The sequence below is a fragment of the Streptomyces sp. NPDC096012 genome, from assembly GCF_040426375.1.
In the GTDB taxonomy this organism is placed as follows: Bacteria; Actinomycetota; Actinomycetes; order Streptomycetales; family Streptomycetaceae; genus Streptomyces.
This window is the reverse complement of the sequence record NZ_JBEOTD010000023.1, coordinates 65812-80083: the sequence shown is the minus strand read 5'-3', so window position 1 is coordinate 80083 and position 14272 is coordinate 65812. Positions and strand designations below refer to the sequence as shown.

Annotated in this window: 12 protein-coding genes; 3 read left to right on the top strand and 9 right to left on the bottom strand. The window is 71.3% G+C overall.

The features are described from left to right. Window positions 1-116: 116 nt before the first annotated feature. The 7 genes from ABVB68_RS22175 to pgsA form a co-directional block, all read right to left on the bottom strand. Window positions 117-869, bottom strand: a complete 753-nt coding sequence (locus tag ABVB68_RS22175) for a YebC/PmpR family DNA-binding transcriptional regulator (RefSeq protein WP_353602839.1) — start codon at window positions 867-869, stop codon at window positions 117-119. A gap of 52 nt (window positions 870-921) precedes the next feature. Further along, a complete protein-coding gene (pdxT, locus tag ABVB68_RS22170) occupies window positions 922-1524 on the bottom strand; it encodes a pyridoxal 5'-phosphate synthase glutaminase subunit PdxT (RefSeq protein WP_353602838.1) in 603 nt (200 codons plus the stop codon). A 20-nt stretch (window positions 1525-1544) separates the two neighbouring features. Continuing rightward, window positions 1545-2450, bottom strand: coding sequence for a pyridoxal 5'-phosphate synthase lyase subunit PdxS (gene pdxS, locus ABVB68_RS22165; protein WP_353602837.1), 906 nt, complete (start codon window positions 2448-2450; stop codon window positions 1545-1547). A gap of 302 nt (window positions 2451-2752) precedes the next feature. Beyond that, the gene (locus ABVB68_RS22160) at window positions 2753-3295 is read right to left on the bottom strand and encodes a LemA family protein (protein ID WP_353602836.1); all 543 of its coding nucleotides are present in this window, start codon (window positions 3293-3295) and stop codon (window positions 2753-2755) included. A gap of 281 nt (window positions 3296-3576) precedes the next feature. Further along, window positions 3577-4740 carry a glycosyltransferase family 4 protein gene (locus ABVB68_RS22155; RefSeq protein ID WP_353602835.1) on the bottom strand — a complete coding sequence of 388 codons (1164 nt, stop codon included), beginning with the start codon at window positions 4738-4740 and terminating at the stop codon, window positions 3577-3579. Beyond that, the gene (locus ABVB68_RS22150) at window positions 4737-5645 is read right to left on the bottom strand and encodes a phosphatidylinositol mannoside acyltransferase (RefSeq protein WP_353602834.1); all 909 of its coding nucleotides are present in this window, start codon (window positions 5643-5645) and stop codon (window positions 4737-4739) included. The genes ABVB68_RS22155 and ABVB68_RS22150 overlap by 4 nt, the downstream gene beginning before the upstream one ends. Beyond that, window positions 5642-6319 (bottom strand): phosphatidylinositol phosphate synthase, encoded by a 678-nt coding sequence (gene pgsA / locus ABVB68_RS22145; RefSeq protein WP_503006212.1) that lies wholly within the window; start codon window positions 6317-6319, stop codon window positions 5642-5644. The genes ABVB68_RS22150 and pgsA overlap by 4 nt, the downstream gene beginning before the upstream one ends. 306 nt (window positions 6320-6625) lie before the next feature. Here pgsA and ABVB68_RS22140 point away from each other — a divergent pair, with 306 nt between their 5' ends. Both ABVB68_RS22140 and ABVB68_RS22135 read left to right on the top strand, forming a co-directional pair. Continuing rightward, complete coding sequence (locus ABVB68_RS22140) at window positions 6626-8824, top strand: elongation factor G-like protein EF-G2 (RefSeq protein ID WP_353602832.1); 2199 nt, start codon at window positions 6626-6628, stop codon at window positions 8822-8824. 312 nt (window positions 8825-9136) lie between these two features. Then, entirely contained in the window at window positions 9137-10783 is a 1647-nt protein-coding gene (locus tag ABVB68_RS22135; protein ID WP_353602831.1) for an AbeC-like domain-containing protein, read from the top strand. 119 nt (window positions 10784-10902) lie between these two features. Here ABVB68_RS22135 and ABVB68_RS22130 read toward each other — a convergent pair whose 3' ends face one another. Beyond that, window positions 10903-11460 (bottom strand): HIT family protein, encoded by a 558-nt coding sequence (locus tag ABVB68_RS22130; protein WP_353602830.1) that lies wholly within the window; start codon window positions 11458-11460, stop codon window positions 10903-10905. A gap of 67 nt (window positions 11461-11527) precedes the next feature. On the opposite strand from ABVB68_RS22130, the gene ABVB68_RS22125 reads away from it, so the two are divergent. Next, complete coding sequence (locus ABVB68_RS22125) at window positions 11528-12190, top strand: potassium channel family protein (protein ID WP_353602829.1); 663 nt, start codon at window positions 11528-11530, stop codon at window positions 12188-12190. Between the two features lie 27 nt (window positions 12191-12217). On the opposite strand, the gene thrS is transcribed toward ABVB68_RS22125, so the two are convergent. After that, entirely contained in the window at window positions 12218-14194 is a 1977-nt protein-coding gene (thrS, locus tag ABVB68_RS22120) for a threonine--tRNA ligase (RefSeq protein WP_353602828.1), read from the bottom strand. Window positions 14195-14272 lie beyond the last annotated feature (78 nt).

Below are 14272 nucleotides of genomic sequence, written 5' to 3'. Positions count from 1 at the left end.
ATCGATCGCCTGTTTGTGCAGGCTATCGGGTGCCACCGACAACGCCTCGCACCGACGCCCGGCAGCGCGACGGGCCGACGGGAGGTGTCCCGTCGGCCCGTGGTCGGCCGGATGCGTTACGCGTCGACCTTCTCCATGACCTCGTCGCTCACGTCGAAGTTGGCGAAGACGTTCTGCACGTCGTCGCTGTCCTCGAGAGCGTCGATCAGCTTGAAGATCTTCTTGGCGCCCTCCTCGTCCAGTTCGACCTGCATGGTCGGAACGAAGTTCGCCTCGGCGGAGTCGTAGTCGATGCCGGCGTCCTGCAGGGCGGTGCGGACCGCGACCAGGTCGGTGGCCTCGCTGAGCACCTCGAAGGACTCGCCGAGGTCGTTGACCTCCTCGGCACCGGCGTCGAGCACCGCACCGAGCACGTCGTCCTCGGACAGCTCGCCCTTGGGGACGATGACGACGCCCTTGCGGTTGAACAGGTACGACACCGAGCCGGGGTCGGCCATGGAGCCGCCGTTGCGGGTCATGGCGACGCGGACGTCGGAGGCGGCGCGGTTGCGGTTGTCCGTGAGGCACTCGATGAGCACCGCGACACCGCTCGGGCCGTAACCCTCGTACATGATCGTCTCGTAGTCGGCGCCACCGGCCTCGAGACCACCGCCGCGCTTGATCGCCGAGTCGATGTTCTTGTTCGGGACCGACGACTTCTTGGCCTTCTGGACGGCGTCGTACAAGGTCGGGTTGCCGTCGAGGTCGACGCCGCCCATCCGCGCCGCGACCTCGATGTTCTTGATCAGCTTCGCGAAGAGCTTGCCGCGCTTGGCATCGATCACGGCCTTCTTGTGCTTCGTCGTGGCCCATTTAGAGTGGCCGGACATCTGCCTGTCTCCTTCGCGTAACCCATCTCTGCAACGAACGCCAGAGATCCTACTAGGACTCGGTCGCCCGGTTCGCGTACACCATGTCGACGAACAGGGAGTGCACGCGGTGGTCGCCGGTCAGTTCAGGGTGGAACGACGTGGCGAGCGCGTTGCCCTGGCGGACGGCGACGATGTGGCCCTCGTGCTCGGCGAGCACCTCGGCGCCGGCACCCACGGACTCGACCCACGGGGCCCGGATGAAGACGCCCTCCACAGGATCGCCCGGAACGCCCTTGACGTCGACCGCGGCCTCGAACGACTCGTTCTGCCGTCCGAAGGCGTTGCGGCGCACGATCATGTCGATACCGCCGACGGTCTCCTGGCCCGAGCGCGGGTCGAGGATCTTGTCGGCGAGCATGATCATGCCGGCGCAGGTGCCGTAGACCGGCATCCCGTCGCGCACGCGCGCGCGGAGGGGCTCCAGCACACCGAAGAGCGCGGCCAGCTTGGAGATGGTGGTGGACTCGCCGCCGGGTATGACGAGGCCGTCGACCTCGGCGAGTTCCTCGGGGCGCCGCACCGGCCTGGCCACGGCGTCCGCCGCGGCCAGGGCGATGAGGTGCTCCCGTACGTCGCCCTGGAGAGCCAGGACGCCGATGACAGGAGTGTTCATGGGATCCGTACCTGGGTTGGTCACCAGCCGCGGTTGGCGTAGCGCTCGGTCTCGGGCAGGGTGTCGCAGTTGATGCCGACCATGGCCTCGCCGAGGTTGCGCGACGCCTCCGCGATGATCTTCGGGTCGTCGTAGAAGGTGGTGGCCTTGACGATGGCGGCGGCGCGCTTGGCCGGGTCGCCGGACTTGAAGATGCCGGAGCCGACGAACACGCCCTCGGCGCCGAGCTGGCGCATCAGGGCCGCGTCGGCCGGGGTGGCGACGCCACCGGCGGAGAAGAGGACCACCGGGAGCTTGCCCAGCTCGGCGACCTCCTTGACGATCTCGTACGGGGCGCGCAGCTCCTTGGCGGCGGCGTACAGCTCGTTGTTGTCGAAGCCCCGCAGCCGGGCGATCTCGTTCTTGATCTGGCGCAGGTGGCGGACGGCCTCGACGACGTTGCCGGTGCCGGCCTCGCCCTTGGAGCGGATCATCGCGGCGCCCTCGGCGATCCGGCGCAGGGCCTCGCCCAGGTTGGTGGCACCGCAGACGAAGGGGGTGGTGAAGGCCCACTTGTCGGAGTGGTTGACCTCGTCGGCCGGGGTGAGGACCTCGGACTCGTCGATGTAGTCGACGCCGAGGGACTGCAGCACCTGGGCCTCGACGAAGTGGCCGATGCGGGACTTGGCCATGACGGGGATCGAGACGGCGTCGATGATGCCCTCGATCATGTCCGGGTCGGACATGCGGGCCACGCCGCCGTCCTTGCGGATGTCGGCCGGGACCCGCTCCAGGGCCATCACCGCGACGGCGCCCGCGTCCTCGGCGATCTTCGCCTGCTCCGGCGTGACGACGTCCATGATCACGCCGCCCTTGAGCTGCTCGGCCATGCCGCGCTTCACGCGGGCGGTACCGGTCTCGGGAGCCTGGTTGTCGATGGTGGACACGGGTGACCTCGCTGAAGGGGAAGAGGGTTTCTGCTTCCCCGAGCAAACGTGAGCCGACCAGGCCACAGCAAGGGCCAATGGAAAGCCGGTGGCTCGTTTTCGCAGGCCGAGCGGATACGGGCCGCGCCGGGCCCAGCCAGAGCCGCCCCGGGCACACCCCGAGCCGCCCCGCGCACCGTACCCCCGCTCCGTCCCGCGTGCCTCCCCGCGCCGTCCCGCGTGCCTCCCCGCGCCGTCCCGCGTGCCTCCCCGCGCCGTCCCGCGCGCCTCCCCGCGCCGTCCCGCGTGCCTCCCCGAGCCGGTCAGGAGACGCGTTCCACCAGGGCCGCCGGCGGTTCGTCGTCCATCTCCACGGCCAGCGGGAACGGAGCGTGGCCGGCCAGCCGGAACCAGCGGACCTTGCGGTGCTCGCGGAGCCGGCGGGCGGCCCCCACGGCGTCGTTGTGGAAGCGGCGGGCCATCGGCACCCGGCGGACGGCCTCGGCCAGCTCATGGGCCGCCTCCTCGCCCCCGGGCGCGGCCCGTACCGCCTCGACCTGCTGCGGCTCCGCGAAGACCGCCCGCAGGGCCTGGCTCAGTTCGCTCTCCGCCACCTCGCGCTGCTCCTCCTCGGCCTGCCGGGCCGCGTGCGCGGCCTCGTACAGCACGATCGAGGCGGCCGGGTCCAGCACGCCCGAGGTCGCCAGTTCCTGCGTCACGGACGCGCGCCGCACCAGCTGGGCGTCGAGCGCGGCCCGGGCGGCGTCCATCCGTACGTGCAGCCGGTCCAGCCGGCCCGCCGTCCAGCTCAGGTACACGCCGATCGCGAGGAGTGCGGCAAGGATCCAGATGAGGGTTGCGGTCACGGCCGAAGGCTATCGGCCCTCGTACACGCCCCTGTCGTCAGTCCCGACCGGCCAGGAGTGGTCGGTCCCGAGTCGGCCGAAGGGTCCGGGCACCCGGAGTTGGTCAGTCCCGAGCCGGCCCGAACTCGCCGGTCCCGGCCCGCCGAATTGGTCGGTCCCGAGCCGGCCGAAGGGTCCGGGCACACCCGGAGTGGTCAGCCCCGACCCGGACGCGCCGGTCCCGGCCGGCCAGGAGTGGTCGGTCCCGGGCCAGTGGTCGGTCCCGGCCGGTCCCGAAGTCCTCAGTCCCGGGCCAGCCCGAAACGCGCCCACAGCCCCGTGGTCCGCTCGTCCGCCCGGACCGCCGCCGCACCGGCCGTGACCGTCTCGTAGACGGACAGGATGTCCGCGCCCACCGTCGACCAGTCGAACCGCCGCACGTGGGCGCTGCCGCGCTCGCTCAGCTCGGCCCGCCGCCGCGGGTCCGCCAGCAGCCGCACGGCCGCCTCGGCCAGCGCGTCGGCGTTCTCGTTGGCGAAGACCTCGCCCGCCGCCCCCTGGTCGAGGACCTGCACGAAGGCGTCCAGGTCGGAGGCGAGGACGGGGGCGCCCGCCGACATCGCCTCGACCAGGATGATGCCGAAGCTCTCGCCACCGGTGTTGGGGGCGACGTACAGGTCGACACTGCGCAGGAACCGCGCCTTGTCCTCGTCGCTGACCATGCCGAGGAACTCCACGCGCGAGCGCAGCTCCTGCGGCAGCCCCTCTACGGCCGCCTCCTCGTCACCCCGCCCCGCGACCAGCAGCCGCGTGCCCGGCCGGTCGGCGAGGATCTTCGGCAGGGCCCTCATCAGGACGGGCAGGCCCTTGCGGGGCTCGTCGATGCGGCCGACGAAGCCGATGGTGCCGCCCTGCCACTCGGGCCTGGGGTCGGCCTTGGCGAAGAAGTCCACGTCGACGCCGTTGGGGATGACCACGGCGTCCCCGCCGAGGTGCTCCACCAGGGTGCGCCGCGCGTACTCGCTGACCGCGATCCGCGCGCTGATCTTCTCCAGCGCGGCCTGCAGGATCGCGTACGCGGCGATCATCGCGCGCGAGCGCGGGTTGGAGGTGTGGAAGGTGGCCACGATCGGGCCGGAGGCCGCCCAGCAGGTCAGCAGGCCCAGCGAGGGCGAGGTCGGCTCGTGGATGTGGACCACGTCGAAGGCCCCGTCGTGCAGCCAGCGCCGCACCCGCGCGGCGGACAGGAAACCGAAGTTCAGCCTGGCCACCGAGCCGTTGTACGGCACCGGGACCGCGCGGCCGGCCGAGACGACGTAGGGCGGCAGAGGCGTGTCGTCGTCGGCCGGGGCCAGGACGGACACCTCGTGGCCGAGCCGGACGAAGTACTCGGCGAGGTCGCGGATGTGGAACTGGACGCCACCGGGCACGTCCCAGGAGTACGGGCAGACGATCCCGATTCTCACGCGGGTCCCTTCGCGGGGTCGAGGTCGGCGAGCCACAGCCGCTGGAGCATGTGCCAGTCCTGCGGGTGGTCGGCGATGCCGGAGGCGAAGGCGTCGGCCAGCGCCTGGGTCATGACGGACGTCCTCTCCGCTCGCGTGCCCGATTCCTGCACCTCGACCGGGGCGTGGACCTGGCCCTTCATGACGGGTGAGTCGTCGTACCACAGCGTGACCGGCAGCAGCAGGGCGCCGGTCTGCTGGGCCAGCAGGGCCGGGCCCGCGGGCATCCGCGCGCGGTCGCCGAAGAAGTCGACCTCGACGCCGGAGGCGGACAGGTCGCGGTCGGCGACCAGGCAGACCAGGCCGCCGTCGCGCAGCCGCCGGGCCAGGGTGCCGAAGGCGGAGCCGCCGCTGTGCGGGAGCACCTCCATGCCGAGGCCCTCGCGGTAGGCGACGAAGCGGTCGTACAGCGTCTCGGGCTTGAGACGCTCGGCGACCGTGGTGAAGGGCGTTTCGAGCGCGGTGGTGACCCAGGCTCCGGCCAGGTCCCAGTTGGCCAGGTGCGGCAGGGCGAGGATCACGCCCCGGCCGGCGGCGAGCCCGTCCGTCAGGTGGTGGAGGTCCTTGGCCTCGAAGCCCGACCGCACGCGCTCGGCGCTCCAGGCGGGCAACCGGAAGGACTCCATCCAGTAGCGCAGGTACGACCGCATGCCCGCGCGGGAGAGTTCGGCCAGGCGCTCGGGTCCCGCGTCGGGCACCACGCGCGCGTAGTTCGCCTCCAGCCGCCGCACGCCCTTGCCGCGCTGCTTCCAGGCGAGGTCCGCGACGGCCCGGCCCAGACGGACCGCGGCGGGCTCGGGAAGCTTCTTGACGGTGCTCCAACCGAGGCCGTACAGCGTGTCGGTGAGCCGTTCGGCGGTGCTCACTTCGCCGCCTCGCTCCCCTGGGACGCGTTCTCCCCGGCCGCGGCCGCCTCGGCCTCGGCGGACTCACGGCGGACGGTGACGACCCGCTGGACCAGCGTGACGAGGCTGCCGACGGCGACGATCCACAGGGCGATCGGCAGCAGCCACTGGATGCCCGGCACACCGAACTTGTGCAGGCCCGCGAAGCCGGCGGCGACCAGCGAGATCACCAGCCGCTCGGCGCGCTCGACGAGTCCGTTGACGGCCACCGGCAGCCCGATCGACTCGCCGCGCGCCTTGGTGTACGAGACCACCTGGCCGCTGGCGAGGCAGAAGATCGCGACGGCGCACAGGACGTTGTCGTTCCCGTTGCCCGCGTACCAGAGCGCGAAGCCGCCGAAGATCGCACCGTCGGCGACCCGGTCGAGGGTGGAGTCCAGGAAGGCTCCCCAGCGGCTGGAACGGCCCAGCTGGCGGGCCATGTTGCCGTCGACCAGGTCGGAGAAGACGAACAGGGTGATCACGACCGTGCCCCAGAAGAACTCGCCCCTGGGGTAGAAGACCAGCGCTCCCGCGACCACACCGGCCGTGCCGATCAGCGTGACCGTGTCGGGGCTCACGCCCCGGCGGATGAGAAACGTGGCGAACGGTGTGAGGACACGCGTGAAGAATGCACGCGCGTACTTGTTCAGCATGGCCTTCCCGACGGTCGGTGTCGCCGCGGCCCTGGTGGTCGCCGGCTGGCCCATCGTAGCCACGCGCACGCGTGCGTGACGGGCGGGCACCCGCACCCGGCGCCGGGAACCGGTGCGCACGGCCGCCCACGGGGCGGGTGTGGCGTGATCGGCGCCGGTGGGCGCCGGCGCGTGGTCGTTCGTATGGACGCGACGTGACGGGAGTGGAAAGCTCGAATAACCGCGGGCGTCGCCGGAGCCGCCAGTGCACGCGGGTCCCGCGTGTCCGCGCCCACAGTGACCTCACCGTGCACGGGAGGCAGGATCATGGGCGACAAGACACAGACACACCCCGGAGCCGCCGGCAGGGCTCTGACGGCCGACCGACCCACGTCCGTACGGAACGTGGTGCTGGTCGGCCACAGCGGATCGGGCAAGACGACCCTGGTGGAGGCCCTCGCGCTGACCGCCGGGGCGGTCAACCGGGCGGGCCGCGTGGAGGACGGCGGCACCGTCTCCGACTACGACGACATCGAGCACCGCCAGCAGCGCTCCGTACAGCTCTCCCTGGTGCCGGTGGCATGGGAGGGCATCAAGATCAATGTCCTCGACACCCCCGGGTACGCCGACTTCGTCGGGGAGCTCAGGGCCGGTCTGCGGGCCGCGGACGCGGCCCTGTTCGTCGTCTCGGCCTCGGACGGGGTGGACGGCTCGACACGGATGGTGTGGGAGGAGTGCGCGGCCGTCGGCATGCCCCGCGCGATCGTGGTCACGCACCTGGAGGCCGCGCGCGCGGACTTCGAGGAGATGACCCGCGTCTGCGCGGAGGCCTTCGGCGGCGACGACCCCGACGCCGTCCTGCCCCTGTACCTGCCGCTGCGCGGCCCGGAGGGCCCCGACGGGCACGCGTCCGTGACCGGGCTGATCGGGCTGCTGTCGCAGAAGCTGTTCGACTACTCGTCCGGCGAGCGCAAGGAGTCCGAGCCCGGCGAGGACCAGCTGCCGGGCATCGAGGAGGCCCGCAACCGGCTGATCGAGGGGATCATCGCCGAGAGCGAGGACGAGACCCTCATGGACCGCTACCTGGGGGGCGAGCAGATCGACGTGGCCACGCTCATCGGCGACCTGGAGCGGGCCGTCGCCCGCGGCAGCTTCTTCCCGGTCCTGGCCGCCGCGCCGGCCGCGGAGGGCGCCAAGCAGGGCCTCGGCACCGTCGAGTTGCTGGAGCTCATCACCGGAGGCTTCCCGACCCCGTTCGAGCATCCGCTGCCCGGGGTCACCACGATCGACGGCGAGCCGCGCGAGCTGAAGCCGTGCGACACCGACGGCCCGCTGGTCGCCGAGATCGTCAAGACCGCCTCCGACCCCTACGTGGGCCGCGTCTCCCTCGTCCGCGTCTTCTCCGGCACCCTGCGCCCCGACCAGGCGGTGCACGTCTCCGGCCACGGTCTGGCCGACCGCGGGCACGAGGACCACGACGTCGACGAGAAGACCGGCGCCCTGTCCATGCCGTTCGGCAAACAGCAGCGGCCGGTGCCGCAGGCCGTCGCCGGCGATCTGGTGTGCGTGGCCAAGCTGGGCCGTGCCGAGACCGGTGACACGCTCTCCGCGAAGGACGACCCGCTCCTGATGGAGCCCTGGAAGATGCCCGACCCGCTGCTGCCGCTCGCCATCGAGGCACACAGCAAGGCCGACGAGGACAAGCTCTCCCAGGGGCTGAGCCGGCTGGTGGCCGAAGACCCCACCATGCGCCTGGAGCACAACCAGGACACCCACCAGGTGGTGCTGTGGTGCCTGGGCGAGGCCCACGCCGACGTCGCCCTGGAACGGCTGCGCAACCGCTACGGCGTGCAGGTCGACGTCGTCCCGCACAAGGTCTCCCTGCGCGAGACGTTCGCGCACAAGGCCGCCGGGCGCGGCCGGCACGTGAAGCAGTCGGGCGGGCACGGGCAGTACGCGATCTGCGAGATCGAGGTGGAACCGCTGCCGGGCGGCTCGGGCATCGAGTTCGTGGACAAGGTGGTCGGCGGTTCGGTGCCGCGGCAGTTCATCCCGTCCGTCGAGAAGGGCGTGCGGGCGCAGGCCGCCAAGGGCGTGGCCGCCGGCTACCCGCTCATCGACGTCCGGGTCACGCTGGTGGACGGCAAGGCGCACTCGGTGGACTCCTCCGACGCCGCCTTCCAGACGGCGGGCGCGCTGGCGCTGCGCGAGGCGGCCACCGAGGCGAGGATCCACCTGCTGGAGCCGGTCGCCGAGGTGAGCGTCCTGGTCGGCGACGACTACGTGGGCGCTGTGATGAGCGACCTGTCGAGCCGGCGCGGCCGGCTGCTCGGCACCGAACAGGTGGGCTCCGGACGGACCCTCATCCGGGCGGAGGTGCCCGAGTTCGAGATCGGCCGGTACGCCGTCGACCTGCGCTCGGTTTCGCACGGCACGGCCCGCTTCGACCGGACGTACGCCCGGCACGAGCCGATGCCGCCGCAGATCGCCGAGCGCATCCGCGAACAGGCCGGGGGCGGCGCGTAGTCCGGCGGCGCCCGGCACCACGCGGTCCGGGGGCGCCCGGCACCCGGCGGTCCGGCGGTTCCCCCGGCACCACGTGATCCGGCGGCACCCGGCACCACGTGATGCCGCGGTGCGCGACAGCGCGTGGGCGGGCGGCTTCGGCCGTCCGCCCACCGGTTGTCGGTGGCGGCGGATACGCTGATCACCTGATCACGTGGTGCCGCAGCCGTCCGGTAGTGGCGTGGTATCGGTTCTGCGGCCGGTCCAACAGGTGTGCGGGGCAGGGAAGTCGGGAAGGCCGCAGGAGCGACGCCGGCGGTGATGGGGGCGGGAATGTCGTTTGGAACGGAGTGGGACGGGCCCCAGGTGCCCGTCTCGGGCGACGAGGGGCAGGCGGCGACGTCCGCGCTGGCCTCCGCGGCCTACCGGGACAGCCCGGTCGAGGAGATCAAGAAGGCCGACAACGAGTGGCACCAGTCGGCCGTGAAGGCCGGCCGGCTCAAGCTGTTCCGGCCCAATCTCGGCGAGGCGTTCTCGCGGGCCGTGGTGGACCGCATGCTCGCCCCAGGCCGGGCGCCGCTCATCCAGTCCTTCGGCTCCGAGCCGCAGTTCGTCGTGGAGCACTGCCTGGCGGCGAACAACATCCGCAGGGAACGCGACAACCGGCTCAGCGCCGTCACGGTCGTGTGCGGTCTGCTCTTCCTGCCCGGGCTGCTCGTCTGGCTGCTCGTCTTCCAGCTGCGCGCCTTCGTCGCCAAGCGCGACGACAGGCGTGCCGGGCCGCTGGCCACCACGCTGCTGGCCGGAGTCGGCGTGCTCGCCGCGCTGTTCCTGGTCAAGATGCCGTTCGGCGGATTCTGGGCGTGGTACGCCCGGGCCTGCGTGGTCCTGCCCGTGCTCGGCTGGTTCTGGGCCAAGCAGATCTGCGAGAGGACCGCCAAGGACCTGCGGGGCCGCTGGGACGGTCTGCTCTCCGGCACCAGCGTCGGCGCCAAGGTCCCGGAGGCCGTGCCGCGCGGCCCCGGTCAGACGGCGGCCGAGGAACTGCGCCAGTCGCTGGCCCGGCTGAGCGCCGAGCAGCAGTCCAACTCGGTCTTCTACGCCGGTCCCAAGGGCATACTCGGCATGGGCACCCGGTGGGGCGCCTGGCAGCTCGCCGAGGACCTGGTGCCCGCCGACCCCACGCGCGAGATCCACCCCTTCCGCAGCTGGGACGTCATACGCTCGATCCACGACCAGCTGTCCCTGCTGGAGCGCGGCCCGCTGAACACGGGCGGCTTCCCGAAGCCCTCGATACGGCACTGGATCGTCACGCCGATCGGCGAGAAGGCCGACGCGGTCTCCCGGCCCGGCGGCACGGATGTCGAGGCCTTCCAGGTCAAGACGCACGCCATACAGGAGATCTGCAACAAGCAGCAGTTCGGCAGCGGCGACCGGCACTACCTGGGCGTGCAGTGGACGCTGTGGGACGGTCAGCTGGTCATCACCATGCTGATCACGGTGACCGTGCTGCACGAGACGCTGCGCATCGAGGTCACCGGGCATGCGCTGGGACCGGTGAACCCGCTGTTCACCACGAGGCCGGCGGCTCCCACCAAGGAGGTCGCCAAGTCCTTCAAGCCCTGGGAGAACCGGACGATCAACCTGCCCCTGGTCGGCACCGACGAGGTGGTCCGGCTCGCCGCGCGGGCCCCGCTGACCTGGTACCCGCCGCTGCTCAAGTGGCTGGGCGGCTCGCTCGGCCTGCCCGAGCCGTTCGGACTGCGGCACGCCTGGGCCGACCAGCCGTGGCGGCACCGCTTCATGGCCGACGACGCGCTGCGCGCGGCCACCCCGGTGCTGCGGGTGGTGCACTCCGCGGCGATCAAGGTCCTGGAGGAGAACGGCGTGAACACGGAGAAGTTCGGTGCCCGCTCGGCGTTCCTCAGCGGCAACGTCCAGGACCCGACGCCCCGGAAGGCCGACCTGTACGACGCGTGAGCGGTGCCCCCGGCGGAGGGCACCGTGCCGCCGGGGGCTGTCCGACGATCTCCGTCTGCCGCGGACGCCGTGCCCGCACTCTGAGCGCGGCGGTCCCGGCACCGACGTACGTCCAGGCCCTAGGCGGGCCACGCCTCCGCCAGCATCTTCCGGGTGTCCCCCAGCAGCTGGGGCAGCACCTTGGTGTGGCCGACCACGGGCATGAAGTTCGTGTCGCCGCCCCAGCGCGGGACGATGTGTTGGTGCAGATGGGCGGCGATGCCGGCGCCCGCCACCGTGCCCTGGTTCATGCCGATGTTGAAGCCGTGCGCGCCGGACGCCGTGCGCAGGGCGGTCATCGCCTGCTTGGTCAGCTCGGCCAGCTCGGCGGTCTCCGCCACGGTCAGGTCCGTGTAGTCGGCCACGTGCCGGTAGGGCACGGTCATGAGGTGACCGCCGTTGTACGGGTACAGGTTCAGGACCGCGTACACGTGCTCGCCGCGGCGCACGACCAGCCCGTCCTCGTCGGACTTGGCCGGGATCGAGCAGAAGGGGCAACCGTCGCCGGCCCCCGGGCCGCTCGGCTTGTTCTCGCCCTGGATGTAGGCCATCCGGTGGGGCGTCCACAAGCGCTGGAACGCATCCTGCGTCCCCACCCCGATCTGCTGCTCCGGCTCTCTCGTCATGCTAGGCAGCATATGGCTTCGCCCGTTCGCGGCGTGTCGCCGGGGCGCCCCGGCGATCGTCCCCGGCCAAGCTTGGCCGGTGGACGACGACACCTCCTACGCCCGCTGGGAGCAGCGCACCGAGATCCCGCTCTTCGTGGCGTCGCTGGCCTTCATGGCCGCCTATGCCACCCGGGTCCTGGCGGTGGACCTGGCCTCCGGCTGGCTTCGGCTGTGCTGGCTCGTGATGCTCGGCCTCTGGGCGCTGTTCGTGGTGGACTACCTGGTGCGCTGGCGTCTGAGAGGGCAGCGCTTCCTGCGCTTCGTCTCCTCGCACTTCCTGCACACGGTCGTGGTCGTCCTTCCGCTGCTGCGCCCGCTGCGGATCGTCCCGCTCTACGACGCCATCCAGCCCCGGCAGGGCGCGCCCCGGCTCTCCCTGCACGCGCGGGTGATCGCCTACGCGAGTCTGTCCACCCTGCTGCTGGGCTTCGCCGGCGCGCTCGCGGTCTACCAGCAGGAGCGCGGGGCGCCCGGCGCCACCATGCGCACCTTCGGGGACGCCGTGTGGTGGGCGGCCTCGACCCTGAGCACGGTCGGCTACGGCGACATCACCCCGGTCACCCCCACGGGCCGGGTGATCGCGACCGGGATGATGGTCTGCGGTCTTGGCCTGCTCGGCGCGGTCACGGGGTCGTTCTCGTCCTGGCTGATGCAGTCCTTCTCCCGCCACGGCGACGAGCGAAGGCCCCCGGGACGGTGATCCCGGGGGCCCTCACGCGCCGGCGGTTCAGACCTGGGTCCGCTCCTCCACGACCTTCGCGATCTTCGCGATGGCCTCGTCGAACGGGATGCCGTTCTCCTGCGAGCCGTCGCGGTAGCGGAAGGACACCGAGCCGCCCGACATGTCCTCGTCGCCCGCGATGACCATGAAGGGCACCTTCTGCTTCTGGGCGTTGCGGATCTTCTTCTGCATGCGGTCCGAGGAGGAGTCGACCTCCACGCGCAGGCCCTGCCGCTTGGCGGCCGCCGCGAACTTCTCCAGGTACTCCACGTGCGCGTCGCCGATCGGGATGCCGATCGCCTGGACCGGGGCGAGCCAGGCCGGGAAGGCACCCGCGTAGTGCTCCAGGAGGACGGCGAAGAACCGCTCGATGGAGCCGAACAGCGCGCGGTGGATCATGACCGGGCGCTGCTTGGAGCCGTCCGGGCCGGTGTACTCCAGGTTGAACCGCTCGGGCAGGTTGAAGTCGAGCTGGATGGTCGACATCTGCCAGGTGCGGCCGATGGCGTCCTTGGCCTGGACGGAGATCTTCGGGCCGTAGAAGGCGGCACCGCCCGGGTCGGGAACCAGCGGCAGGCCCTGCTTCTCGGCGACCTCGCGCAGCGTCTCGGTCGCCTCCTCCCAGGCCTCGTCCGAGCCGACGAACTTCTCCGGGTCCTTGGTGGACAGCTCCAGGTAGAAGTCGGTCAGGCCGTAGTCCCGCAGCAGGCCGAGGACGAAGGTGAGCGTCTTGTCGAGCTCCTCCGACATCTGCTCACGGGTGCAGTAGATGTGCGCGTCGTCCTGGGTGAAGCCGCGGGCCCGGGTCAGGCCGTGCACGACGCCCGACTTCTCGTACCGGTACACGGTCCCGAACTCGAAGAGGCGCAGCGGCAGTTCACGGTAGGAGCGGCCGCGCGCGTCGAAGATCAGGTTGTGCATCGGGCAGTTCATGGGCTTGAGGTAGTAGTCCACGCCCTCGTCGAGCTGCATGGGCGGGTACATGCCGTCGGCGTACCAGTCCAGGTGCCCGGACGTCTCGAAGAGCTTCCCCTTCGTCGCGTGCGGGGTGTAGACGAACTCGTAGCCCTCCTCCTCGTGCCGGCGGCGCGAGTAGTCCTCCATGACCCGGCGGATGATGCCGCCCTTGGGATGGAAGACGGCGAGGCCGGAGCCGATCTGCTCGGGGATGGAGAACAGGTCGAGCTCGCTGCCGAGCTTGCGGTGGTCGCGCTTCTCGGCCTCGGCGAGGAAGTCGAGGTGCGCCTTCAGCTCGTCCTTGGTCGGCCAGGCGGTGCCGTAGATGCGCTGGAGCATCGGGTTCTTCTCGCTGCCGCGCCAGTAGGCGGCCGCGTTGCGCATGAGCTTGAACGCCGGGATCAGGCGGGTCGAGGGCAGGTGCGGACCGCGGCAGAGGTCCTTCCAGCACAGCTCGCCGGTCTTGGCGTCCAGGTTGTCGTAGATCGTCAGCTCGCCGGCGCCGACCTCGACGTCCGCGCCGTCGTCGTGCGACGCCGAGCCCTTGAGGCCGATCAGCTCCAGCTTGTACGGCTCGTCCGCCAGCTCTTCGCGGGCGGCCTCGTCGGAGACGACGCGGCGGGAGAACTTCTGCCCGCGCTTCTGGATCTCCTGCATCTTCTTCTCGATGGCCTTCAGGTCATCGGGGTGGAACGGCTTCTCGACGTCGAAGTCGTAGTAGAAGCCGTCCTTGACGGGCGGGCCGATGCCCAGCTTGGCCTCGGGGAACAGCTCCTGCACGGCCTGCGCCATGACGTGCGCGGTGGAGTGGCGCAGGATGTTCAGGCCGTCCTCGGACGAGATCTCGACGCCCTCGACCTCGTCTCCGTCGGACAGCTCGTGGCTGAGGTCCCTCAGCTCGCCGGCCACGCGCGCGGCGATGATCGAGCGCTCGCCCGCGAAGAGGTCGGCGGCCGTAGTGCCCGTCGTCACCACGCGTTCTTCCCGCTCGGAATCGCGTTGGATGATCACACGGACGTCTGACACCGGTCTCTCCTGACTGAAGGTGGGTGCGGCGCCATACCCGGAGCGCGCGCACAGGCGATCGTACCGACCCGACGGCAC